We start from the raw sequence: 22,499 nt of genomic DNA, 5'->3' as shown, positions 1-22,499 counted from the left end.
AGCAACCTTCCTGCTGGCGGACAGGAACTGTGATCCCGCCGTGTCTATCACCTGGTGCGGGCCGCGGGAACCACGCGCGTAGCCGTGTCACTCCGCGCGGAGGGGGCGTCCGGCCCTCGGGAGTCGGGCCCGCACCGCGCGGGGCGTCCGTGCTCGGCGGGATCCGTCACGGGGGCGGTCCGGCCGGCCGCGACCACACTCCGCCGGAGGAACGGGCACGCGGTCCCGGCGGCGGCCCGGAACCCGGCCCCCGGACGGGGGCAGCCGGCTGGTCCGGCACGCGTCCCTCCGCGGGACGGCGGCCGGGCGACGCGCGGGCAGCCGGGTCATCACCTCGTACGGCCCCGGTGGGGCATCGTGATCACAGGAGCCCTGCGCAGTTTCCGGCGGGCCGGGCGGAGCGACCTGCTCGTGCCCGGCGCCGGGGCGTGTCACGGTGGCATCGAGGGCCTGTGCCACCGGCACGGCGGCCCGGCGAAAGGCGGTGAGCCCGATGACGCAACTGCCCCTGGTGGTGGGAGTGGACGGATCCGAGTCCAGTCTGACGGCGGTCGACTGGGCGGTGGACGAGGCGGCCCGCCGCGGCCTGCCGCTGCGGCTGGTGTACGCCTGTCTCTGGGCGCGCTACGAGGGCACCGCACCGTCGGGCAGCGAGGAACCCCTCTCGGAGCAGGCGCTGGCCGAGCGGATCGTCGCCTCGGCGGCGGCCCGGGCCCGGCAGCGGTCCCCGGAGGTCAGGACGGCCACCGAGATCGTCCCGCAGGAGGCGGTGGCCGCTCTGCTGAGCGAAGGCGACAAGGCCTTCGCCGTGGTGACCGGGGCTCGTGGCCGGAGCGTGGTCAGGGAACTGCTGCCCGGCTCGGTCGGCCAGGCCGTGGCCGCCCGCGCCCGCTGCCCGGTCGTCGTCGTCCGCGGGGACCGGGCCGGCCTGGCCGGCACCCACCGGCGCGTCCTGCTCGGCGCCGGGGAACCGGACACCGCCGGCGATGCCGTGCGCTTCGCCGTCCAGGAGGCCGAGGCACGCGACTGCGTCCTCGACGTCGTACGGGCCTGGCACCGCCCCGCACACGAGAGCGCCGGCCGTCCGCTGCTCGGCAGGGACCCCGCGCACCGGCACGAGCGGGAGGCGGCCGAACTGCTGGACACCCTGCTGGGGGACGTGACGGCGGCGCATCCGCGGGTCCGGGTGGACCGCACGGTGCTGGAGGGTCACGCCCGGAAGGTGCTCGTGGACCGCTCGGCCGCCGCCGACCTGGTCGTCGTCGGCACCCGCCCCCGGCAGGGCCGTCCCGGACACCAGCTCGGCCGGGTGGCGCACGCCCTGCTGCACCACGCCCTGTGCCCGGTGGCGCTCGTGCCGCAGCGGTGACCGGTCGTCGCGTGGGTCCGGTGACCCCGGGCGCGGCCCGCGCGGGCCGGAACCCCGATCGACGACCCGCCGCCACTATTTAGATGTTCAATAATCTGGGTGGGGGCTGGTCGTGTCCGCGCGAGAGGCGGCATTCGGGCCGTTGCTACGGGAGATGCGCCTGGCGAAGGCGTGGGCGCTCCGTACCAGGTGGGCGCGGCTGCCGTCCGGCTCCCGGCGGGCCTGCTTGGTGATCAGCGTGGCGAACAGGTCCACGACATGGCCCGCCGGCCGCTGCCCGACGGCCGGTGCGCAGGAGGGGCCCAGCACATGGCGCGGCAGCTGGAAGACCTGGGTGGCGAACCGCTCCGGATAGCTGACGGAGAAGGGCCGTGCCGTGTCGTAGAGCACCAGGTCGCCGCCGCCCAGCTCGGCCCGCCGGCCGTCCTGGACGAACGTGGCCGTGCCCGCCACCTGGAGACCGAAGACCACGAGGTCCTCGGGTGACCGCCCGATCAGGGCCGGCGTGCGGGTGACCCGCCCGGCGTCGGCCTCCCTGCGGGAGATCCGGAGACAGCCGAGACGGTCGGTGGGTCCGACGGGCCGGACCCGGGTGGCGAGGCTCGCGGCACGGCGCACCCGGCCGTGGTGCTGCTGCCGGGTGTGCACGCGACGGTGGCTGAAGACGCCGGCTTCAGACGTCTGTCCGGGGCTGTGCCGGGCCGAGGTAGTGGACGGCGGTCCGCCCGGCGTGCGGGGCGAGCAGGCCCTGGAGGTCCTCCGCCGCGACCTTCAGCAGATCGCCGTCGCGGTCGGCGTGCAGGGTCTCCAGGACGAAGACGACCCGGGCGGAGTCCGCGGTGACCCGGGTGCGGTGGGCGTCGCGGTGGTTCCAGTGCCGGGTCAGGACGTCGGTGGCGTCCGCATAGACGACCTCGCCGGGCTTGGGGTGCTCGACGGTGTCGGGTTCGCCGAGCGGGGTGAAGGACTCGGTGCCGTCCGCGTACCGGATCTCGACGTCACCGCTGACGCGGTCCAGATCGAAGGCGCCGGCGGGCAGGCCGTGCCGTACGGACACGGCGTTGTAGGAGTCGACGGCCGGGTTGATGCGGGGCAGCGAGCCCTTCTTGGCGAGGCGGCGGCCGAGGGCGTCGACGCTGGGGCGGACGCGGCGGGGGTTGGTGCCGAAGGAGCGGTAGGCGGTGTGCCAGGCCTCGATACGGGGGTCGGTCTCGTCGGCGGGCTGCCAGGTGCCGTCGGCGAGCTGCTGTTCCAGTTCCGTCAGCGCGGCGACGGTGTCCGGCCAGGGCTCGTGGCCGCGCAGACCGGTGGCGGTGACCAGGGCGACGAGGGCGCCGGGGAAGGCGTCGGCGACGGCGGGGGCGATACGGAAGGCGGGCATGGGCGGAGTTCCGTTTCCTGCGGGCGGGCGGGCTGGCTGGCGGAGCGAGGTCGGGGCTTCCGAGGGCCGGTGCGGTCCGGGTGGGGGAGCGGGATCGGGGCTTCCACCGGCCGGTACGGTCCAGGCGGCGGCGCGGGGTCAGGGCTTCCAGGGGCCGATGCGGTCCAGGCGGCGGCGCTGCCGGCGGGCCGTGGACAGGTCGAGGCCCCGGGCGCGCGCGGCGAGGTGATCGGCGACGGCGGTGCGGTGCTCGACGGGCTTGTGGTCGTCGTACTTGAACTTGGCGCGTACGTCGGTGACCTCGAGGCGCAGGCCGCGGATGCCGGGGAGCATCCGGCCGTACGGCGGCTGGTCGACGGCGACGGGCGCGTGGTCGCCGTCGGGCTGGAAGTGGGCGAGCTGGCGGCGCAGCAACGCGGCCTTGGCCTCGGGCCCGTCGACGATGTGGGCCCGGCAGGTGAACTGCACGGCCGTGTAGTAGCTGGTGGGGACGCCGTCGGAGGGCGGGGTGCCGGCCTGGGCGCGCCAGGGACCGGGGATGAAGGCGTAGTCGCCGAAGACGGTGAAGGTGACGTTCGGGTCCTGCTCGATCGCCTGCCAGACCGGGTTGGGCCGGGCGAGGTGGATCAGGAGGTGGCCGCCGTCGCCGGTGAAGTGGGTGGGGACGGTGACGGGCGCCTGGCCGGGCGGGCCGTTGACGCTCAGGATGCCGAAGTCGTGGCCTTCGTCGATCCAGGACCGCCATTCGGCCTCGTCCAGGCCGGCGTCCCAGGGATGGATGAACATGCGGATTCTCCTTGCGTGCGCGTCTCCGCGCTCAGGTCAGGGCGAGGAGGCCGACGGCGACGGCCGCCGTGCCGAGACCGACGAGCTGACCACGGTGGATGCGTTCGGCGAGCACGCCGCGGGCGAGCAGGACGGTGCCGGCCGGATAGAGGGCGGTGACCACGGCGACGACGGTGAGGTCCCCGCTGCGGGCGGCGAGCAGGAACAGCAGGTTCGCGACCGAGTCCAGCACGCCCGCCGCGGCGGACAGCACGTACGCGGGCCGTTGGGAGCCCAGCCTGCGGTGCAGCAGTCCCGCCGCGGCCAGGGTGACGGCCGAGGACACCGCCCGACCGATGATCAGCGGGGCCACCCCGCTGCCGGACGGGGCCTGGTGGAGGAAGACCAGCTGGAGGGCGATGGCGGCGCCCGCGCCGAAGGCCAGGAGCAGCGCCGTACCCGAGGGTCGCGCCGCGCCCGCCCCGTGACCCGCGCTGACCAGCACCACCGCCACCAGCGCGAGCGGCAGACCCGCCAGGCCGGCGGCGGCCAGGTGCTCGCCCTGCAGCAGCCCGACGCCGACGGGCAGCGCCGCGGACACCAGCGCGGTCACGGGTGACAGCACGTTCATGGGGCCGATCGCCAGGGTGCGGTAGAGCAGGGCGAACGCGGCGGCCGAGGCGACCCCGGAGGCCGCGCCCCAGCCGAGGGCGCCGGCGTCGAACGAGGCGCCGAGGAACGGCCACAGCAGCAGCTCGACCGCGAGCGAGGCCGGGGCCGCGACCATCACCGTCCGCAGCACATGGGCCTTGCGGGCGCCGAGGCCGCCGAGGAAGTCGGCGCATCCGTAGGCGAGGGAGCTGCCCAGAGCCAGCAGCAGAGCGATCACGGCACATCCCTTACAGCATTGGAACGACCGAACCGTACAATGAAACGACCATCTTGTGTCAACCGAACGACCGCGCGGTACATTCCGGTGGTCCCCCCGCGAGGATGTGATCGGATGGCCGAGACGGCCGCAGCTCTTCAGGCGCTCGCGCGCAACGTCAGGGCGGCCCGCACCCGCGCCGGACTCTCCCTGGACGAACTCGGCCGGCGTGCCCAGGTCAGCAAGGGCGCCCTGGTCGGACTGGAGAAGGCCCAGGGCAATCCCAACTTCGCCACCCTGGTCCGGCTTGCCGACACCCTCGGTGTCTCGGTGTCCGCGCTGATGGAGGGGCCCGCCGAAGACCGCGTCCGCGTGGTCTCCGCCGACACCGTGGCACCCCTGTGGACCGGCGTTCGGGGCAGCGAGGCCCGGCTCGTGCTGACCACCTCGGGACCGGCTCCCGTGGAGGTCTGGCGCTGGCGGCTGGAGCCGGGGGAGGAGTACCCGAGCCACCCGCACCAGTCCGGGGTCGTCGAGACCGTCAGCGTCACCGCAGGCCGGATGATCCTGGTCGTCGACGGCACCGAGCACACCGTCGAAGCCGGGCAGACCGCCACCTTCGACGCCGACGCCCCGCACACCTACCGCGGCTCGGGCACCGGGACCTGCCACCTGATCATGACGGTCCAACTGCCGCCCGGCCCCGCCTCCGCCCCCTGAGGAACCAACCTGCCCGGGCGTACGGGTCGGCCCGGCCCGACTGCCGCTCCCCGCCCGGCCGGGTGCCACACAGCCGCGCCGCCCCGGCCGTTCACGGTGGCGGGGCGGCGCGGACGGGCCGAGGGGCGCAGCCGCTCAGCCGGCGGGGTCGAGGACGACCGGCAGCTCGGCGAGGCCGCGGAAGGCCGGGAAGGGCACCTCCAGCCACCGAGGTCCGGCGGCGGGGTCGGCCAGGGCCATCCCGGGGAACCGGTCGAACAGCCGGGTGAGCGCCAGCTGCGTCTCCATCCGGGCCAGCGGGGCTCCCAGGCAGTAGTGGCTGCCGTGCCCGAATCCGAGGTGGGCGTCCTGCGCGTTGCCCGGCCGCATCACGTCCAGCTCGTCGGGGCGGTCGAACTTCTGCGGATCGCGGTTGGCCGAGCTGATGGCGATCTGCACCAGGGCGCCCTTGGGGATCAGCGTCCCGCTGTACTCCACGTCCTCGGTCGCGTAGCGGAAGGTGGCGCTCTCCACCGAACCGTCGTAGCGCACCAGTTCCTCCACCGCCGCGCGGACCAGCTCCGGGTTCTCCCGTACGGCGCGCAGCTGGGCGGGATGCGACAGCAGGTGGTGGACGGCGTTGCCGATGAGGTACGCGGTCGTCTTGTGACCGGCGAACATCAGCAGGAACGCCGTGGAGACCAGCTCGCTCTCGGTGAGCCCGTCGTCGTTGTCCCGGACCGCGATGAGCGCGCTCAGCAGATCGTCGCCCGGCTGGTCCCGCTTGGCGCCGATGAGTTCCGTGAAGTAGGCGTGCAGATCCCCCTCGGCCTGCTGCTGGGCCCGCTTGGCCTCCTCGCCGAAACCGGTCTGCGCCACCGTCGTGGACAGGTGCTGCATCCGCGACCGGTCCTCGGGCGGGACGCCGAGCAGATCGCAGATCACGATGATCGGCAGCGGGAAGGCGAACCCGGGCAGCAGGTCGAAGGGCTCCCGGGTGGGGCACGCGTCGAGCAGGCTCTGCACGATCTCCTCGACCCGCGGCCGCAGCGCCTCGACGCGCCGGGGCGTGAACGCGGAGTTGACCAGCCGGCGCAGCCGGGTGTGCTTCGGCGCGTCGGAGTTGAGCATGTTGTCGTCCAGCGCGACGGACGAGTCACCGAAGATCCTCCGGTAGGCGTCCATGGCCCCGTACATGTCCTTGCTCAGGCGCGGATCGGACAGGGCGGCCCGGGCGTCGTCGTACCGGGTGATCAGGTACGTGTCGTTGCCGTGCGGCGGTCTCATGGGGCAGACGGGTGCCGCTGTCCGCAGATGGGCGTAGACCGCGTGCGGGTCGCGCCGGAATTCCGGGGTGCACCGCTCGGCTGCGGTGACGGCCTCTTGCGTGGTGGTCACGGACGACTCCTGAGGTCGAAGAGGGCTTGGGCGTTGCCGCCGAGGATGAGCCGCTGGGCCGCCGCGTCGACCGGCAGCTTCTCGACCATGTGGACGAAGTCCTCCAGCGGCGCGGCCATCGGCGGCGAGTCGGTGCCGAACAGCATCCGTTCGGGGCCCAGCACTTCGGCGTTCAGGCTCAGGTGCGCGGGACTGAACGGGCTGGTGTCGACGTACATGCGCCGCAGGGCCGCGGCCGGGTCGGCCGAGGGCCGCAGGGTCGCCGGCCCGTCCGCCGAGGGTCCCTCGGCCGTGGGCTGCCCGGGCGCGGGCCGCTCCGCGGCGGCCGGCGGGGCGGAGGCCGCCCCGGGCCGCCCGGAGGGCGGCGCGCCCCCGGCCCAGTGCCGGGGGCGCGCCGCCGTCTGCAGGCGCTCCGGCAGCAGCGCCATCGCGCCGCCGCCGGTGGCGCCGATCAGCCGCAGACCGGGGTACTTGTCCAGCCATCCCGCGAACGCGATCATGGCCATGCCCAGGGTGACGTCGCCGAAGCGGCCGATCTGCTCGACGAAGCCGATCCCGTCGACCCGTTCCGTGCCGACCGGTTCGGCCGGGGCGTGCACCAGCACCGGCACCCCCGCCTCCGCGGCCAGCGCGAAGAAGGAGTCGGCGCGCGGCGAGCCGAGCAGCTCCCCGTGGACACTGGACGTGGTGATCAGGCCGACGAAGGCGGGGTCCGCCAGGGTCTCCCGCACCCCTTCGAGGTGGTCGTCGTCGCCGAACGGGTTGGCGTAGACGTATCCGCGCAACTGGTCCGGGAACCTGCGGATCAGCCCCGACATCCAGGCGTGGAAACCGCGCAGCCGGTCGCGTGGTTGCGCGTAGTTGTCGACGCCCGGTACCCGTGCCATCGCGCCGGCCCCGACGGGGCTGCCGATGATGGTCAGGTCGATGCCGGCCTCGGCGCGAGCGGCGAGCATGCCGTCGACGTCGGTCAGGCTCGGGGGCATGGGGAAGCGCTTGGCCGCCTCCGGTGGGGACAGATGCCCGTGGATGTCGATGATCACGTGTCGGTTTCCGGTTTCGGTGCGAGTGCGCGGGTGACCGCGGCACAGTCCTGGTCGCCCAGTCCTTGCTCGGTGGCGCGGACGTGGGTCTCCGCCGCGGCGGTCGCCAGCGGCAGGCTCAGGCCGACTGCTGCTGCCTGCTTGGAAGCGAGCATGAGGTCTTTCGCCATCAACCGCAGCCGGAAGTCCGGCTCCTCGAAGCGACCGGAGGCCAGGCGCCGCGACTTGAACGCCATGACCGGTGAGGCGAACCCGCTGCCCGCGATGGTCCGGAGAACCAGCTCCCGTTCGAGGCCGCAGGCCTCCGCCAGCGCGGTGGCCTCGGCCATGGCCTGCACCTCTATGCCCATCAGCAGGTTGAGGAGCAGTTTCATCCGCATGCCGGACCCCAGTGCGCCCAGATGGACCACTTCCTTGCCCAGCGCGTCCAGCAGCGGGCGGGCGGTCTCGAACGCACGCTGCTCGCCGCCGGCGAACAGCCGCAGCTCTCCGTCGCGGGCGTGGTCGCGGTTGCCGAGCATCCCGACGTCCAGGACCGCCGGGAACTCGCCGGCGATCTGCACGACCTCGTCCGGGGCGACGGTGCTGGCGCAGATCAGCAGGCCGGGGTACGGGCCCTCGGCCAGCACGCCACCCGGTCCGTGCAGCACCGCGCCGAGGGCCTGGCCGTCGGCCACGACGCACAGGGCTGCGCTCGTGCCCGCGACGGCGTCGGCGGGGTTGGCGGCGGCGTAGGCGCCCGCCTCGGCGAGCGGGGCGGCGCGCTCCGGGGTACGGTTCCAGACCCGGACCTGTACCCCCTGGTCGAGGAGGCGGCCGGCCAGGCCGGCGCCCATCGTGCCGAGGCCGAGGACGGCGACGGGGCCGCGCACGGGGGGCGTCATGACGCCACCCCCTTGGTCTCCTTGACCACCCGGAACCGCATCGACTGCCGCTGGTCGACGAACTGACGCAGCGGGGCCACCAACTCCTGGTGCTCCTCGCTCTGCTGCCAGGCGAAGAAGTCCTCGGCGGTCCGCCATTCGCTGGTGATCACCCACTGGCGGGAGTCGTCGACGGGTTCGCCGAGCCGCTCGATGATGTGTCCGGGGGTGCTGGACACGGACTTCCGGAGGTGCTCGTACAGATCCAGGAAGCCCTGTTCGCCGCCCTCGATCACGCGGACCGCGAAAACCACGCTCAGCTTGTCGGCCGATCGGCCGTTGTCGTTGGCGCCCATGTCTCCTCCTGTGTGAGAGCCGGACGGACACGACACCAACGGACTCATGTCCCTCGTACGGCTGCAACTCCGAATGGGGCACGGCCCAGTCGTGACAAGGGGTGCACGCTCCGTCATTAGTCATTTCGGGTGACTTGCGGCCCCGGCGTGCGCAGTTCGCGCGGGCACCCCTCGTCCCGGAGCCGGCACACACGATCAGGCGAACTTCGTTCCGGTGCCCCTCCTGCCGAATGGCGCCCGTGCCACCGGAGACTCTTGCCATTAGAATTCAGTTGCACATCATTCGCAATAATGGCGGAGGACGTTGGACATGGCGCTGTACACGCTCCCGGAGCTTCCTTATGACTACTCGGCGCTCGCGCCGGTGATCAGCCCGGAGATCATCGAGCTGCACCACGACAAGCACCACGCGGCCTATGTGAAGGGCGCGAACGACGCCGTGGAGCAACTCGCCGAGGCACGGGACAAGGAGGCCTGGGGCTCGATCAACGGCCTGGAGAAGAACCTGGCCTTCCACCTCTCCGGGCACATCCTGCACAGCATCTACTGGCAGAACATGACCGGCCCGAAGGGCGGCGGCGGCGAGCCCCTGGCCGCCGACGGCGTGGGCGAGCTGGCCGAGGCGATCAAGGAGTCCTTCGGCTCCTTCGCCGCCTTCAGGACCCAGCTGTCCAAGGCTGCGGCCACCACGCAGGGTTCGGGCTGGGGTGTCCTCGCCCACGAGCCGCTGAGCGGACGCCTGATCGTGGAGCAGGTCTACGACCACCAGGGCAACGTCGGCCAGGGCTCCACCCCGATCCTGGTCTTCGACGCCTGGGAGCACGCCTTCTACCTCCAGTACAAGAACCAGAAGGTGGACTTCATCGAGGCCATGTGGCAGGTCGTCGACTGGCAGGACGTGGCCCGTCGTCACCAGGCCGCCAAGTCCCGCACGGATCCGCTGCTGCTCGCCCCGTGACGGCGTGGTCCCGCAGGTGCCCCGACCGTGATCGTCCTCTCCACCGCTCACGACGCGCGAGCAACTCCCGCGGGCACACCCCCCGCGGGAGTCCCGGCGCACGGCGGCCGGGTGACGGGCCGTCGGCGGTGATGACATGATGACCGGCGACACAAGGCGACGGCGGTCCGAGGAAGCCGGTGCGAATCCGGCGCGGTCCCGCCACTGTGACCGGCGAGCGAGTCCCGGCAGGCCACCTCCCCCGAGCGGGGCGGGAAGGCGGGACGGGCGGCGACCCGGGAGCCAGGAGACTCACGCGGTCGCCTCCTCAGGCGACACCGGGGCGGATCTCCCCGGGAGAGGGGAGCGGTGCGCTGTGCCCGAGAGGCCGACGGAACACGGAGCGGGCGGACCGGTGCCGTGCCGGGTCGTCGTGTGCCGGGACTGCTGCTGCGGCAGCCCCAAGGTGACGGGCGATCACGCGGCGCAGACCGCGCGGCTGCGGGCGCAGGTGCCCGTGCGCATCTCCGACTGCCTCGACGTGTGCGACCAGGCCAACGTCATCGTCGTACAGCCTTCCACCGCCGGCCGGGCCGCCGGCGCCCGACCGGTCTGGCTCGGGCTGGTCAACGACCCGGAGGCGACCGAGGACATCGTCACCTGGGTACGCGCCGGTGGCCCCGGCGTGGCTCCCCGGCCGGACATCCTCGACCTGTACGCCTTCACCCCACCGCGCCGGCGCGCGGAACCCTGAACGGGGCCGGCCGTATCGCGCCACCGCCGCCCCACCGGGCGCACGGTCGTCCACTCGGCACGAGACGAGGATCACGTCGGTCGGAGGCGGTCTTGGCGGGGCGCCGGACACGCGGTACGGTCTGTCCGATATCGACGACGGCATGACGGAAGCCGGTGAGAATCCGGAACGGTCGCGCCACTGTATGCGGGCCCCGCAAGGGCGTTCGCGAGTCAGACCCGGGGCCGTCGTCCTGTGCACCACCGAGATGGGACGCGAATTCCCAGAGGAGGTTCTGCCATGGCGCAGACCGTCGCCCAGCCGACAGCCACCACTCCCGCCATCCCCGCCAAGCTGCCGCTGAAGGCGATCGCTCCCTGGGCGGTCTTCTTCGGCATCCTCATGCTGGTCCTGCTCTACTTCGTCGGCGCCGAGCAGGGCGCCACCTCCGTGTTCAACGGCACGGACGTCCACGAGTGGGTGCACGACGCCCGCCATCTGCTCGGTTTCCCCTGCCACTGACGCGAGGGGACACCGCCCGCCCATGAATTCCGCAACCGTACGGAACCTCCTCGTACGGGGCATGCTCGCCGGCCTCGCGGCCGGCGTGCTCGCCCTGATCGCGGCCTATCTCCTCGGCGAGCCGAGCGTCGACAAGGCGATCGGCTTCGAGGAGGCCCACTCCCACGAGCACGAGATGGAAGTCGTCTCCCGCTCCCTCCAGTCCACCGCGGGCCTCGCCACCGGCGTCCTCGTCTACGGGGTCGCCTTCGGCGGCATCGCCGCGCTCGCCTTCTGCTTCGCGCTCGGCCGGGTCGGCCGTTTCGGCCCGCGCGCCACGGCGCTGCTGCTGTCGGGCTGCGCCCTGCTCACCGTGTATGTCGTACCGTTCCTGAAGTACCCGGCCAACCCGCCGTCGGTCGGCGACCCCGGCACCATCGGCAAGCGGACCAGCCTGTACTTCCTGATGATGCTGCTGAGCGTCCTCCTGGCGATCGCCGCCACCCTCCTCGGCAAACGCCTGGCGCCCGCTCTGGGCACCTGGTGGGCGACCGTGACGGCGGTGACCGCGTTCGCCGTCGTCGTCGGTCTGGCCTATGCGTTCCTGCCGGCCGTCAACGAGGTGCCGCCGGACTTCCCGGCCACCCTGCTGTGGCGGTTCCGGCTGTCCGCGCTGGCCATCCAGGCCGTCCAGTGGGCCGGATTCGGGCTCGCCTTCGGCGAGTTGGCCGAGCGGCTGCTGAACCCCCGGCCGGCGAGGGCCGACAGCGCGCGTGCCGTTCCGGCCGCGCACTGACTCCTTCCGGACGACAGAGGGCCCCTCGGAACCATCCGGGGGCCCTCTGTCGTTCCCCGGACACCGAGGATCACGGGGCCCCGCCGCGGCACGCGAAGCCACGCCGGCCGGACACGGGGCGCCCGGGCGAGGAGCGGAGGAACCGAGTGCCCAGTCACCCCCAGCCGCGCCGCATCACCCTCGGCGGCCGCGAGGCGGTCGCCCTCACCCCGGAGGAGTACGAGCAACTGGTCGCCAGCAGACGGCAGATCGGGGGCCAGAGCGCCCGCGTCCGGGTGCTCGCCCAGCAGGCGCGGCGCACCGAACGGCTCCTGCACGACCTGGAGACACTGATAGACACCCGAGGAGGCACCTGTCCCGACCCCGGCTGTCTGCGCTGCGCCGTGGCCGAGCTGCTGCGCCGGCACCGCGCGGCGCAGCCCGGCAGAGCCTAGTCCGCCTCCGGCCCCGCCAACGGACGCCCCAGCCGCAGGTTCCACCGCCCGGCCCGGCCGCCGAGTTCGGTCACGGTCAGCGGTGGCACATCGAGACGCCAGAAGAGCGCGGCAGGCAGGTTCAGCGCCTCCACGACCGCGGCCCGCACCACGTCCGGTTCGACCACGGCGAGCGTCCGACCCTCCACGGCTCGGGCGTCGGCCAGCCAGCGCGCGATCCGTCCGCACAGGTCACGGACCGACTCGCCGCCATGGGGTGCGCAGGCGGGGTCGGTGAGCCAGCGGGCCACCGCCTCGGGCTCGGCGGCCCCCACCTCGTCCAGGGTGCGGCCCCGCCAGCGACCCACGGCGAGACCGGCCAGGTCCGCCGCCGGCACGCCGTCCAGGCCCAGTGCGGCGGCCGTCTCACGACAGCGCACGCTGGGCGAGACCAGCACCCGGGCCGCGGTGGGCAGCGACCCGGCCGCCGAACGGGCCTGCGCCGCACCGCCGTCGTCGAGCGAGCCGCCGTCGTCGAAACGGGCCTGCCGCAGCGACGCGCTCATCGCGGGCGAGACGAGAAGGACTCGGCTGGTCACACGGTCGCTCCTGTCACTGGTGTCCTGGGCCGTGCCGCGGGCCCGACCGGGCAGGGCGGCCACCGATACCGGGCGGGCCCACCTCGTCACCGCCCGAGCCGATCACCGCGTGCCGCGCGCTCGCGAAGATAGCATCCGCATCAGAAGCACCATCCCGTGGATCCGCAGGCCGCAGGGTACGACTCCCCGCCCCGGGCGCGCCGGTCACACACCGCCGATGCGCTCGGCGACGATCCATCGCAAGCGCGGCCCCGGCCGACACCGGTGGCCGGCGCGGTGCTGCGTTGTGCCGGCAGCACGCGACCCACAGCCGGGCCGACGGCGGCGCGCGCCCGGGACGGCCGCCCGTGACGCCGTCCACCCGGCGACACACCGACCCGGCCGCCCCCCGGACGGCGACGCGCTCTTCCCTCGCGCTCTGGCGCGGAAAGGAGGCCTCGCACCCCGGCAGCGGTGAGGGCACGGTGTGCGGCATGCTTCGGGTTGGGGGTGCGGAGGCGCTGTGGGTGAGAGAGCAGCGGGGACCGAAGGGCCGGGACCGGGCGGGATGCGGCCGTGGCGGTTCGTCGTGTGGCTGGGCGTGGTCAGCCTGCTCGCCGACTTCGTGTACGAGGGGGCCCGCTCGGTCACCGGCCCGCTGCTGGCGTCCCTCGGCGCCTCCGCCCTCGTCGTCGGTGTGGTCACCGGCGCCGGTGAGGCGGCGGCACTGGGACTGCGCCTGGTGTCCGGCCCGCTGGCCGACCGCACGCGCCGCTTCTGGGGCCTGTCGATCGGCGGATACGCCCTGACCGTGCTCTCGGTGCCCCCGCTGGGCGTGGTCGGCGTCCTGTGGGCGGCCTGCGCCCTGGTCATCGCCGAACGGGTCGGCAAGGCGGTGCGTTCCCCGGCGAAGGACACCCTGCTCTCGCACGCCACGGCCGCGACCGGACGCGGCCGGGGCTTCGCCGTCCACGAGGCGATGGACCAGGTGGGCGCGCTGGTCGGTCCCCTGACCGTGGCGGGCGTGCTCGCCCTGAGCGGTGGTGCCTACGGCCCCGCGCTCGGCGTCCTCGCCGTGCCCGGCCTGGTGGTGCTGGGCCTGCTGTTCCGGCTCCGGGCACGGGTCCCCGACCCGGAGGCGTACGAGCGGCGGGCACCCGCGCCGCCCGGGGCACCGAGGCCGGACGGCCGGCTGCCGGCCGCGTTCTGGACCTACGCGGCGTTCACCGCCACCACCACCGCCGGCTTCGCCACCTTCGGCGTCCTGTCGTACCACCTCGTCCAACGGCATCTGATGACGGCGTCCTGGGTTCCGGTGCTGTACGCCGCGGCGATGGCCGTGGACGCGGTGGCCGCGCTCGCGAGCGGCTGGCTGTACGACCGGATCGGACCGCGGGTGCTGGCCGTGCTGCCGGTGCTGGCCGCCGCCGTCCCCGCGCTGGCCTTCACGCACACCGTGGCCCTGGCCGTGGCCGGGTCGCTGGTGTGGGGCGCGGCCGTGGGCATCCAGGAGTCCACGCTCCGGGCCACCGTAGCTGACCTCGTGCCCTCCCCGCGGCGGGCCACCGCCTACGGCTTCTTCGCCGGGGTGGTGGGCGGCGCGAGCCTGGCGGGCGGCGCGCTGACCGGAGCCCTGTACGGTCACTCGGTCCCGCTCCTGATCACGGTGGTCGCCGCGCTCCAGGCCCTCGCCCTCGTCCTGCTCGCCGTGACCGGACCCGGTCGTGCCTGACGACGGGCAGACGCGCCCGCCGGGCCGGAAGACTGTCGTCCGCCGCCGTCGATGGCGGGGCCCCGGCGGGTTTACGGTGGTGACGAGGGCTCCGTCCGGTCACCGGGCGCAGCCCGGAGCACCCGGCTCCGCCGGGCCGTGCCGCTCCTGCTCGTCCGGGGGGTGTCATGAGAGTCGAAATGATCCAAAGGGCCGCCGACGTTCTCTTCGACGTGCCGGACGACATGCACGCGGAGATCATCACGCTCATCGACGCGGTCACCCATGACGCCTGGACGCGGGCGCCGGACATGGCGGCCGCGTTCGGGGAATGGTGCTGGCTGCTCTACACGGTCCACGGCGACGTGGTCGAGGTCCTGGACGTCGGCTGCGCCCGCTGACCGCGGCGTCGCGAGGCATCGGGCGCTCGCGGTGAGCCGTTCCCCGTACGCGGCACGGCTGTGCTCTTGCCGGCGCCGAGGGATCGGGGCAGGACGGTGACGTGCGGTCAGGGCCGGATCGGCCGGTCCCGGTGCAGGTGACGGCGGCGCGCTCACCGACACTGGCTGCGCGCGCGGACGGCCTCCGCGGGGGGCCACCACGGGGCGGAGCAGGGCCCGACGCCGCTCTCCCGGCGCCGGGCCCAGCCCGGGGGTGTCAGGAGGTCTGGGCCTTGTCGTAGAGAGCCTTGACCACGTCACCGAAGTACGGGCCGAACATCCGGTTCGGCAGGAACGTGTAGCCGAAGCTGTTCACGGAGGCCTGCAGACCGGTGCCGGACGCCTCGTCGAAGCCGGTGAACCAGGGGCCGCCGCTGGAGCCGCCCGTCATGTTGCACCCGAGGCCGTGGTCCTGCGAGAAGAGGAAGTCCTTCGAGCTGTTGCCGCTGCAGTAGATGAGCTTGGTGCCGTCGTACGGTGACGCCGCCGGGAAGCCGAAGGAGTACATCGGCTTGTTGTAGCCACCGTTGAACCGGAGGCCCTGCGCACCGACGACCGAGGTGAGGGTCCTGCCGTCCAGCGGGGTGACGACCGCGGCTCCGACGTCGTAGTTGATGTCCTCGCTCGCTTCCCATTGCGGGGTGGTGAGCGTCTTGGCCGCGGTCCACTGGCCGTACGGCGCTTTGCCGTTGTCGTAGCCCGGCACGAAGACCCAGTTGGTGTGCCAGCTGCCCTGGTACTTCACGCAGTGCCCGGCCGTGATGACGGTGCTGGCGTTCTGACTGGTCACGGCGTTGCCGGTGCAGGAGGCGGTGCGCCCCTGGAAGGTGAAGAACACCCGGCCGGACGTGGTGACGACGGCACCGCCGCCGGTCCATGGCCCACCGGCCTGCGGGAAGGAGGCGAGTGCGGCGCGGGTGGGGGCGACGGTGACCGAACGCCCCTGCGCCTTCGGGGATTCGAGGTGCCGGGCGGCCCGCTCGGTCAGCAGCAGATCGAGGGGAGTGGCGCTGCGCATGCGCTGGGCGGTCCAGAAGGCACGGGCGTCGTGCTGTGCGGTCGCCGAGGCGGTGTGGGCCGCGGCCGACGGTCCGGACGGTGCGGCGTCGGCGGTCCCGGCCTGGACGAGGCCGCCGGTGAACAGGGCTCCGACGGTCAACAGAATGCCCGCGGCGGTGCGATGGCGTCTCACGCAGGTCTCCTTCTGCCGTGCCCGGGCTGGTCGGGCCCGGGCAGGGTGGGGGAACGAAGAACGGTGCGGAAGGACGTGCGTGAGGCAGGGTGCCACGGGAGGCCTGAATTGTCAGGAGCACGTAAGGGCGATTCTGCGGGCGCGGTCAGCGGCCCCGGTGGCGCAGCAGGAGGTCGGCGACCACCGGGCGGTGGTCGGAGGCCGTCGTCCCGGACTCGTGCGCGCCGGTGACGGCCACGTCCGGGGAGACGGTCACCAGGTCGATGCGCCTGACCGGGTCGACCGCCGGGTAGGTCTTGCCGCCGCCCGGAGCGGCGTCGGTCAACGGACCCCACAGCGCGGCCAGTTCGGGAGCGGCCGGTTCCGCGTTGAAGTCGCCGAGGAGTACTTTCGGGCCACGGTCCTCGGCCAGGACCGCCAGCATGTCGTCGACCTGGGCCCGCCGGACCGAGGGGTCCGTACGGTAGTCCAGGTGGGTCGCGTACACGTGCACGGAGGTGCCCCGCACCTTGACCGTCACCTCGGCGAAGCCGGGCGCGGGGGCCGGCACCGGATCGGGCGTCTGGGTGGACAGCCGGGTGATCTCGTGGTTCCAGGCGCCGCGCACCGGAAAGCGGCTCAGCACCGCGACGCCGTACTGCCGCCGCTCCCCGCCCGGCGTGGCCGGAGGGAGGTCGTAGATCGGCGCGAAGAAGACCCGCATGCGCAGCCGGCCGGCCAACTCCCGGGCCTCGTCGGTGAAGTCGCTCCGGGCACCCCAGTGCACGTCGACCTCCTGGAGGCCGACCACGTCGGCGTCGAGGTCCCGGATCGCCGCCGCCGTGCGGTCGAGGTCGAAGACGTTGTCCTGGCCGGCTCCGGCGTGGATGTTGTAGGTGGCCACCCGTAACGGCACACGGGCGGTGTCCGGTCCGGTGCCGCCCGTCCGGCCCGCCGCGGTGGCGCTCGGCGTGGCCAGGCCGCAGGCGGCGACGGCGAGCACGGCGGCGAGGGCGGCGGCCGGTGCCCGGTGAACGGGGCGTGGGTGCTTTGGGTCCACTGCATCCTCCAGCGGTGATCGTGTCGGGTTGGAGGCCGATTTCACCTGCGGCGCTGCTGTTCGGGACCCGCGGCGCGGCCCGCGGGCGCCGGGTTGCCCCTGGTGGGTGAAGGCGGCCCGGTGATGGACGTGGTGCAGGGCGGAGCGGGTCGCCTCGTGCCGGACACTGCGGTGGGGGCCGAGAATCCCACCACTGCGCGGCGCGCGGGGCGTCTCGCGGAGCCGGCCCGCCGGCCGCGAGCTGGTGGGGAAGAGCCGGCCCCGGCATGCACGTGGCGGGCCCGTCGGTCGCCACGGACGCACCGGCCGCCGGGCACGCCGGGGACCGACATCCGCTCCATGGCCTGTCCGACGCCGGCGGTCTGCTGCGGGACTCCGTGTCGAGCGGGGCCGCGGCGACCACGAGGCAGAAGTCCTCCGCCCTCCGCCGACGCGGCCCAGTCGGTCGATCACCAGGTCCCAGGCCTCGGCGCGCTGCTCCCCGGTCCCGCCGTGCAACAGCCGGTGGGCCTCGTCGAGGGCTTCGGCCGGCCCCCCTTGCCGCTCCGCCGCCCCGGCGCCGTCCTCGTCCCGCCCTGCCTCGCCATCCATCGGCTCCCCCGCCGCGTGCCCGCCTCGTTCCCGCATCCTGCCCGGGAAGGGGGCCGATCGACCAGCCTGAGGACACGCCGGAGGAGGCGGTGGTGGCACCACCACGCCCGGGGAAGGGGGCACACCTCCGTGGCGCTCACGCCCGCCGCAGGGGCCGCCCCAAGCCCTGGGCGCGGTAGGGCGGTTGACCGAGCGGACGGTGTACCCGTGCCGCCCGGGGACGCGGGTTGACGACCGGACGGCGTACCCGTGCCGCCCGGCGCGCCCACGCGTTCAGGGGGTCATGGCGGGCGCTCCGGCCCGCGGTGCCGGGTGGCTGCGGACCCGGGGCCGGAGGGGACCAGCCGGCTTCCCCGGAGAGGCGCAGGCGGCAGACAGGTGACGACCGCGCCCGCACCCACTCGCGCATGTGTTCCGGTCGAGACGGCGCCGGTTTCCGGGTACACGCGGGGTAGGGATCAGGCGCTCAGGCAAAGGGCGGTGGGTATGGACGAGGTTGCCCGGAGCGGGGAGCCGCGGTCCGGCCAGGCCGGGCCCCTCATGGCGTCGGCCGCGTACCAGGGCAGTCCCACCGAGATCGCCGAGGCCCGTCACCTGGCGCGCGACTTCCTGACCCGGGTCCAGGCCGATCATGGTCTGCCGGTGTCGGACCGGGTGATGGACGTGGTCCAGCTGGTCGTCAGCGAGCTGGTGACGAACGCCTGCAAGCACGCGCCGGGACCGTTGCTGGTCTCTCTGGAGCTGTCCGGGGGCAGTGTCGAGATCACCGTCTGGGACAGCGCGCCGGCGCTGCCGGTCGCCAGGGCCGCCGACCCGGGCCGGGTGGGACAGCACGGCCTGGAGATCGTGATGGCCGTCTGCCAGGGCTTCGAGGTGCGCCGGGAACCGGTCGGCAAGCGGACGACGGTGTCGGTGGTGCTGGCGGACGACCCCGGAGGGGACGTGGCCGGCCGCGCTCCGGCCCCGTGACGGGCGCCCCGCGTCCCGCTCGTGCCGGTCGCCGCGAGCACGTCGACTCGAACGCGGTGACTATGTAGAGAAGGTAGGAACAAGCCGGCAGTAAGGCGCCGGCGCGGCGCGCGCTCCCACCGAGTGGGAGAGGAGCACGGGGCATGGGCAGCACGGACACCTCGCGACCCGGCCGGGGCCGCCCCCTGGCGGGTGCCGGCTCGTCGCCCACCGGCCTGCTCGACCTGCTGAGCGTGGCCGCGGTGGTGCTGGACACGAGCGGGCGCGTGGTGTTCTGGAGCCCCCAGGCGGTCGAGCTGTTCGGCTACACCGCCGAGGAGGCGCTGGGCCAGTTCGCGGCGCAGCTGCTGATCCACGAGGAGCACCGCGACGAGGTGATCGCGCTGTTCGCCGAGGTCATGGAGTCCGGCACCGACTGGGCCGGCGCCTTTCCGGTCCGGCACAAGAACGGCACCACCCGACTGGTCGAGTTCCGCAACATGCGCTTGCTCGACGACCTCGGCGGCACCTACGCCCTGGGACTGGCCGTGGACCAGGCGATCCTGGCACAGGTCGAGCGCAGCGTCGCCCTGTCGGCACGCCTGGTCACCCAGTCCCCGATCGGCCTCGCCATCCTGGACACCGACCTGCGCTACCTGAACGTCAACCCGGCGCTGGAGCGGATCCACGGCATATCCGCCGCCGACCACCGCGGCCGGCGGGTCCGCGACGTACTGACCTTCCTGGACGGCGAGGCCGTCGAACGCCGGCTGCGCCGCGTCCTGGAGACCGGGAAGCCGGTGGCCGACCGGTACGTCGTCTGCCGCCCCGCCTCCGACCCGCACCGCGATCACGCCTGGTCCGTGTCCTACCACCGGCTGGAGGACGCCGCCGGCCGGGTGCTCGGGGTGGCCACGTCCGTCATCGACATCACGGAGCGCCACGAGGCCACCATCGCGGCGACACAGGCCCGGAACCGCCTTGCCATGATCGCCTCCGCCTCCGCCTCCATCGGGACGACCCTCGACGTGCAGCAGACGGCGCACGAGCTGGCCGGCGTCGTCGTACCGGACCTGGCCGACGTCGCCTCCGTCCACGTTCTCGAAAGCGTTCTGCGCGGACGCACCCCGTCGCTCGCCGGCGCCGCCCGCTTCCGGGTCGCCGCCGTCACCGCGGCGCGCGCCTCCGAGGCCGCCGACGTCACCGACGCGCCCGGAGAACTGGCCCGGTACGAGAGCGACCGGCTGCTCACCCACTGTGTCCGCACCCGTCAGCCGGTCCTGGTGGCCGAGACCAGCGGTGAGGATCTGCGGCACATCGCCCGCACCGGCGAGGCCGCCTCTCTCCTGGCACGGGCGGGGGTGCACTCCTACCTCGCGGTACCGCTCGTGGCCCGCGGCGAGGTCCTGGGGGCCCTCAGCCTCGTCCGCACCGGCACGCCCGCATCCTTCGACGAGGACGACACGCTCCTCGCCTGCGAACTGGCCGCCCGGGCGGCGACCTGCATCGACAACGCCCGCTGGTACCAGAGCGTGCGCAACACCGCCCTCACCCTCCAGCGCCGGCTGCTGCCGCAGCTGCCGTCCCACCTGCCCGGTCTGACCATCGCCTGCCGCTATCTGCCGGCCGGGGCCATCAGCGAGATCGGCGGTGACTGGTTCGACGCCGTGCGCCTGCCCGGCGACAAGACCGCTCTGGTCGTCGGGGACGTGATGGGCAGCGGCATCAACGCCGCCGCCAGCATGGGACAGCTGCGCAGCGCCACCCGCGCGTTCGCCGGGCTCGACCTCGACCCGGCGGAGGTGCTCCGGCACCTCGACCGCCTGACCGAGGACGTCGAGCACACCATCGCCACCTGCGCCTACTGCTGCTACGACCCCGAGCGCGGGGAGTGCCGTATCAGCCTCGCCGGCCATCTGCCGCCGGCCCTCCTGCGGTCCGGCCGGCCCGCGGAGCTGCTCGACCTGCCGTCCGGTGTGCCGCTGGGGGTCGGCGGGACGGCGTTCGAGACGACGGTCTTCCCCTTCCGCCCCGGTGATCAACTCGCCCTCTACACCGATGGCCTGGTGGAGACCCGCAGCGACCCGATCGACACCCGCCTCGGCACCCTCCTGGAGGCCCTGACCGCGACGGCGGCCCAGGATCTGCCCGAGACGTGCGACCGGGTGCTGGAAACGCTGCGGCCGCCCGGCGGCGACGACGACGTCGCCCTCCTCGTGGCCCGCGCCGAGCCCTGACCGGCCCCCGAGCCACGTCAGCGCTGGTACAGCCCGACGACGGTGCCGCTCGCCAGCTGCTGCCGGTCGAGCACGGCGTGGGCCTCCTCCGCGCCCACCCGGTCCGGGAGCGACACCGGCGCGGGGAGGGCGTACAGCCGGAAGAAGTACCGGTGCGCGTCGTCGCCGACCGGGGGCTGCGGGCCACCCCAGCCCCGCTCCCCGAAGCCGTTGCGGTGCGGCCGGCTGCCCTGCGGTGTCTCGCCCGCGTCCAGACCCTCGGTTCGCGGGTCGATACCGGTGACGAGCCAGTGCAGGAAGGTCCCGGACGGCGCGTCCGGGTCCTCGCACAGCAGGACCAGCTCCGCCGCCTCCTCCGGTACGCCGGACCAGGTGAGCGGCGGGGAGACGTTGTCCGCGTCATGGGCGTGGCGGCGCGGGATCAGGCTGTGATCGCTGAATGAGGCGCTGCTGAGTTCAATTCCGGACATGCTCCCGGAGTACCCGGCGCCGCCCGGGGCATACGGCCGGCCCGCGGCCGGTGCCACCGGCACCGTCCGTCAGCCGGCCCACTCCAGCAGGCGCTCCCCGGTCTCGGGCGCCCGCAGCCGGCTGAGCGACTCCCTCTCCAGCTGGCGGACGCGTTCCCGGGTCAGCCCGACCTGGTCGGCCACCTGCTGCAACGTGCGCGGCTGCCCGTCGTGCAGTCCGTAGCGCAGACTGAGGATCATGGCCTCGCGGGGTGCCAGCAGACCCAGCGCGTCCCTCAGGTCCTCGGCGAGCGCCCGGTACTCCGCCACCTCGGGGGCCTGCAGCACGTCGGCGGCGGGGATGAGGTCGCCGACCACCGTCTCGCCGGTGTCGTCCACCGGCGTGTCGAGGCTGAGGGTCTGCCGTCCGACCCGGCGCAGCCAGCCCACCCGGCCCTGGTCGAAGCCGCTCTCCCGGGCGACCTCCTCGTCCGTCGGCTCATGGCCGAGGCGCAGCTGCAGCCGCCGTTCGGCCTTCGCGAGCTTCTGCAACTCCTCCACGACGTGCATGGGCAGCCGCACGGTACGGGCGTGCTGGGCCAGGCCCCGTTCGATCGCCTGGCGGATCCACCAGGTGGCGTACGTCGAGAGCTTGAAGCCCTTGGTGTGGTCGAACTTCTCCACCGCCCGGATCAGCCCGAGGTTGCCCTCCTGGATCAGGTCCAGCAGGGGCACGCCCCGGTGCGCGTGCCGCTTCGCTATCGACACCACCAGCCGCAGGTTGGCCCGGATCATGTGGTCCTTGGCGTGCCAGCCGTCGCGTACGGCCGCCTCCAGCTCCCGGCGCCGCTCCGGCGCCGGGCTCCGGTCGCCGGCGTCGGCCCGCTCCAGCTCCTCGGCGGCGTGCACACCGGCCTCGATGCGCCGGGCCAACGCCACCTCCTCCTCGGCGGTGAGCAGCGGGGTCGCGGCGATCTGGGCCAGATACTGGCCCAGCAGATCAGGGTCTTCGCCGGTCTCCGGGACCCGGCTGCGCGGGCGCGCGGCGCGGGCGGCGGCACGGCGGCGTTCACGGGGATCCGCCACGGCGGATCCTGCCCGGGCAGGCATGGTCGCGGCCCTCCGATCCCGTCGATCTCCGGTCGATCGCTCGGCTTCTGCCTCCAGAAGGACCCGGGTACCCGGGCGCGCG

General features: G+C 73.7%; 24 protein-coding genes and 1 riboswitch. Of the genes, 11 read left to right on the top strand and 13 right to left on the bottom strand.

Features of this window, described 5'->3' with window-relative positions:
* Positions 1-493: 493 nt before the first annotated feature.
* Positions 494-1,369, top strand: a complete 876-nt coding sequence (locus S1361_RS04325; protein ID WP_208030517.1) for a universal stress protein — start codon at positions 494-496, stop codon at positions 1,367-1,369.
* Between the two features lie 87 nt (positions 1,370-1,456).
* Here S1361_RS04325 and S1361_RS04320 read toward each other — a convergent pair whose 3' ends face one another.
* The 4 genes from S1361_RS04320 to S1361_RS04305 form a co-directional block, all read right to left on the bottom strand.
* Positions 1,457-2,017 carry an AraC-like ligand-binding domain-containing protein gene (locus tag S1361_RS04320; protein WP_208030516.1) on the bottom strand — a complete coding sequence of 187 codons (561 nt, stop codon included), beginning with the start codon at positions 2,015-2,017 and terminating at the stop codon, positions 1,457-1,459.
* A 25-nt stretch (positions 2,018-2,042) separates the two neighbouring features.
* Complete coding sequence (locus S1361_RS04315) at positions 2,043-2,750, bottom strand: B3/B4 domain-containing protein (RefSeq protein ID WP_208030515.1); 708 nt, start codon at positions 2,748-2,750, stop codon at positions 2,043-2,045.
* A 138-nt stretch (positions 2,751-2,888) separates the two neighbouring features.
* Positions 2,889-3,536 (bottom strand): FMN-binding negative transcriptional regulator, encoded by a 648-nt coding sequence (locus tag S1361_RS04310; protein WP_208030514.1) that lies wholly within the window; start codon positions 3,534-3,536, stop codon positions 2,889-2,891.
* Between the two features lie 31 nt (positions 3,537-3,567).
* The gene (locus tag S1361_RS04305; protein ID WP_208030513.1) at positions 3,568-4,404 is read right to left on the bottom strand and encodes a DMT family transporter; all 837 of its coding nucleotides are present in this window, start codon (positions 4,402-4,404) and stop codon (positions 3,568-3,570) included.
* 114 nt (positions 4,405-4,518) lie between these two features.
* On the opposite strand from S1361_RS04305, the gene S1361_RS04300 reads away from it, so the two are divergent.
* Positions 4,519-5,103 (top strand): helix-turn-helix domain-containing protein, encoded by a 585-nt coding sequence (locus tag S1361_RS04300; RefSeq protein WP_208030512.1) that lies wholly within the window; start codon positions 4,519-4,521, stop codon positions 5,101-5,103.
* Positions 5,104-5,238: 135 nt separating this feature from the next.
* Here S1361_RS04300 and S1361_RS04295 read toward each other — a convergent pair whose 3' ends face one another.
* Genes S1361_RS04295 through S1361_RS04280 form a run of 4 tightly spaced genes read right to left on the bottom strand, consistent with a single transcriptional unit; the run spans position 5,239 to position 8,742 of the window.
* Positions 5,239-6,480: a cytochrome P450 family protein gene (locus S1361_RS04295; RefSeq protein ID WP_208030511.1), complete on the bottom strand. Its 1,242-nt coding sequence runs from the start codon at positions 6,478-6,480 to the stop codon at positions 5,239-5,241.
* Positions 6,477-7,523 (bottom strand): amidohydrolase family protein, encoded by a 1,047-nt coding sequence (locus tag S1361_RS04290; protein WP_208030510.1) that lies wholly within the window; start codon positions 7,521-7,523, stop codon positions 6,477-6,479. The genes S1361_RS04295 and S1361_RS04290 overlap by 4 nt, the downstream gene beginning before the upstream one ends.
* Positions 7,520-8,407: an NAD(P)-dependent oxidoreductase gene (locus S1361_RS04285; protein WP_208030509.1), complete on the bottom strand. Its 888-nt coding sequence runs from the start codon at positions 8,405-8,407 to the stop codon at positions 7,520-7,522. Before S1361_RS04285 ends, S1361_RS04290 begins: the two co-directional genes overlap by 4 nt.
* Positions 8,404-8,742, bottom strand: coding sequence for an antibiotic biosynthesis monooxygenase family protein (locus tag S1361_RS04280; RefSeq protein ID WP_208030508.1), 339 nt, complete (start codon positions 8,740-8,742; stop codon positions 8,404-8,406). The genes S1361_RS04285 and S1361_RS04280 overlap by 4 nt, the downstream gene beginning before the upstream one ends.
* Before the next feature lie 310 nt (positions 8,743-9,052).
* Between S1361_RS04280 and S1361_RS04275 the strand changes: the two genes are divergently transcribed.
* From S1361_RS04275 to S1361_RS04255, 5 genes are all read left to right on the top strand, one after another.
* On the top strand, positions 9,053-9,700 hold the full coding sequence (locus S1361_RS04275) for a superoxide dismutase (RefSeq protein WP_208030507.1): 648 nt from the start codon (positions 9,053-9,055) through the stop codon (positions 9,698-9,700).
* Between the two features lie 170 nt (positions 9,701-9,870).
* Positions 9,871-9,992, top strand: a riboswitch (cobalamin riboswitch).
* Between the two features lie 63 nt (positions 9,993-10,055).
* Positions 10,056-10,433 carry a (2Fe-2S) ferredoxin domain-containing protein gene (locus tag S1361_RS04270; protein WP_208030506.1) on the top strand — a complete coding sequence of 126 codons (378 nt, stop codon included), beginning with the start codon at positions 10,056-10,058 and terminating at the stop codon, positions 10,431-10,433.
* Between the two features lie 279 nt (positions 10,434-10,712).
* The gene (locus S1361_RS04265) at positions 10,713-10,934 is read left to right on the top strand and encodes a CbtB domain-containing protein (RefSeq protein ID WP_208030505.1); all 222 of its coding nucleotides are present in this window, start codon (positions 10,713-10,715) and stop codon (positions 10,932-10,934) included.
* Positions 10,935-10,956: 22 nt separating this feature from the next.
* Positions 10,957-11,709 carry a CbtA family protein gene (locus S1361_RS04260; RefSeq protein WP_208030504.1) on the top strand — a complete coding sequence of 251 codons (753 nt, stop codon included), beginning with the start codon at positions 10,957-10,959 and terminating at the stop codon, positions 11,707-11,709.
* A gap of 146 nt (positions 11,710-11,855) precedes the next feature.
* Positions 11,856-12,143, top strand: a complete 288-nt coding sequence (locus tag S1361_RS04255) for a hypothetical protein (RefSeq protein WP_208030503.1) — start codon at positions 11,856-11,858, stop codon at positions 12,141-12,143.
* Here S1361_RS04255 and S1361_RS04250 read toward each other — a convergent pair.
* Positions 12,140-12,721 (bottom strand): histidine phosphatase family protein, encoded by a 582-nt coding sequence (locus S1361_RS04250; protein WP_208030502.1) that lies wholly within the window; start codon positions 12,719-12,721, stop codon positions 12,140-12,142. The genes S1361_RS04255 and S1361_RS04250 overlap by 4 nt on opposite strands.
* Before the next feature lie 502 nt (positions 12,722-13,223).
* Here S1361_RS04250 and S1361_RS04245 point away from each other — a divergent pair.
* Positions 13,224-14,432: an MFS transporter gene (locus tag S1361_RS04245; RefSeq protein WP_243769067.1), complete on the top strand. Its 1,209-nt coding sequence runs from the start codon at positions 13,224-13,226 to the stop codon at positions 14,430-14,432.
* A gap of 179 nt (positions 14,433-14,611) precedes the next feature.
* Entirely contained in the window at positions 14,612-14,812 is a 201-nt protein-coding gene (locus S1361_RS04240) for a hypothetical protein (RefSeq protein WP_243769066.1), read from the top strand.
* Between the two features lie 256 nt (positions 14,813-15,068).
* Here S1361_RS04240 and S1361_RS04235 read toward each other — a convergent pair whose 3' ends face one another.
* A complete protein-coding gene (locus tag S1361_RS04235) occupies positions 15,069-16,043 on the bottom strand; it encodes a trypsin-like serine peptidase (protein ID WP_208030500.1) in 975 nt (324 codons plus the stop codon).
* Positions 16,044-16,188: 145 nt separating this feature from the next.
* The gene (locus S1361_RS04230) at positions 16,189-17,082 is read right to left on the bottom strand and encodes an endonuclease/exonuclease/phosphatase family protein (protein ID WP_208030499.1); all 894 of its coding nucleotides are present in this window, start codon (positions 17,080-17,082) and stop codon (positions 16,189-16,191) included.
* A 1,077-nt stretch (positions 17,083-18,159) separates the two neighbouring features.
* On the opposite strand from S1361_RS04230, the gene S1361_RS04225 reads away from it, so the two are divergent.
* On the top strand, positions 18,160-18,642 hold the full coding sequence (locus tag S1361_RS04225) for an ATP-binding protein (RefSeq protein ID WP_425086584.1): 483 nt from the start codon (positions 18,160-18,162) through the stop codon (positions 18,640-18,642).
* Positions 18,643-18,785: 143 nt separating this feature from the next.
* Positions 18,786-20,858 carry a SpoIIE family protein phosphatase gene (locus tag S1361_RS04220; RefSeq protein WP_208030498.1) on the top strand — a complete coding sequence of 691 codons (2,073 nt, stop codon included), beginning with the start codon at positions 18,786-18,788 and terminating at the stop codon, positions 20,856-20,858.
* A gap of 17 nt (positions 20,859-20,875) precedes the next feature.
* On the opposite strand, the gene S1361_RS04215 is transcribed toward S1361_RS04220, so the two are convergent.
* Together S1361_RS04215 and S1361_RS04210 are read right to left on the bottom strand one after the other, a co-directional pair.
* Complete coding sequence (locus S1361_RS04215) at positions 20,876-21,328, bottom strand: YbhB/YbcL family Raf kinase inhibitor-like protein (RefSeq protein ID WP_208030497.1); 453 nt, start codon at positions 21,326-21,328, stop codon at positions 20,876-20,878.
* Between the two features lie 69 nt (positions 21,329-21,397).
* Positions 21,398-22,417: a sigma-70 family RNA polymerase sigma factor gene (locus S1361_RS04210; protein ID WP_208030496.1), complete on the bottom strand. Its 1,020-nt coding sequence runs from the start codon at positions 22,415-22,417 to the stop codon at positions 21,398-21,400.
* Between the last annotated feature and the right edge of the window lie 82 nt (positions 22,418-22,499).

The sequence above is a fragment of the Streptomyces cyanogenus genome (genome assembly GCF_017526105.1).
GTDB lineage: Bacteria > Actinomycetota > Actinomycetes > Streptomycetales > Streptomycetaceae > Streptomyces > Streptomyces cyanogenus.
Note: the sequence above shows the minus strand (reverse complement) of the source record. Positions and strands in the feature narration are given on the sequence as shown.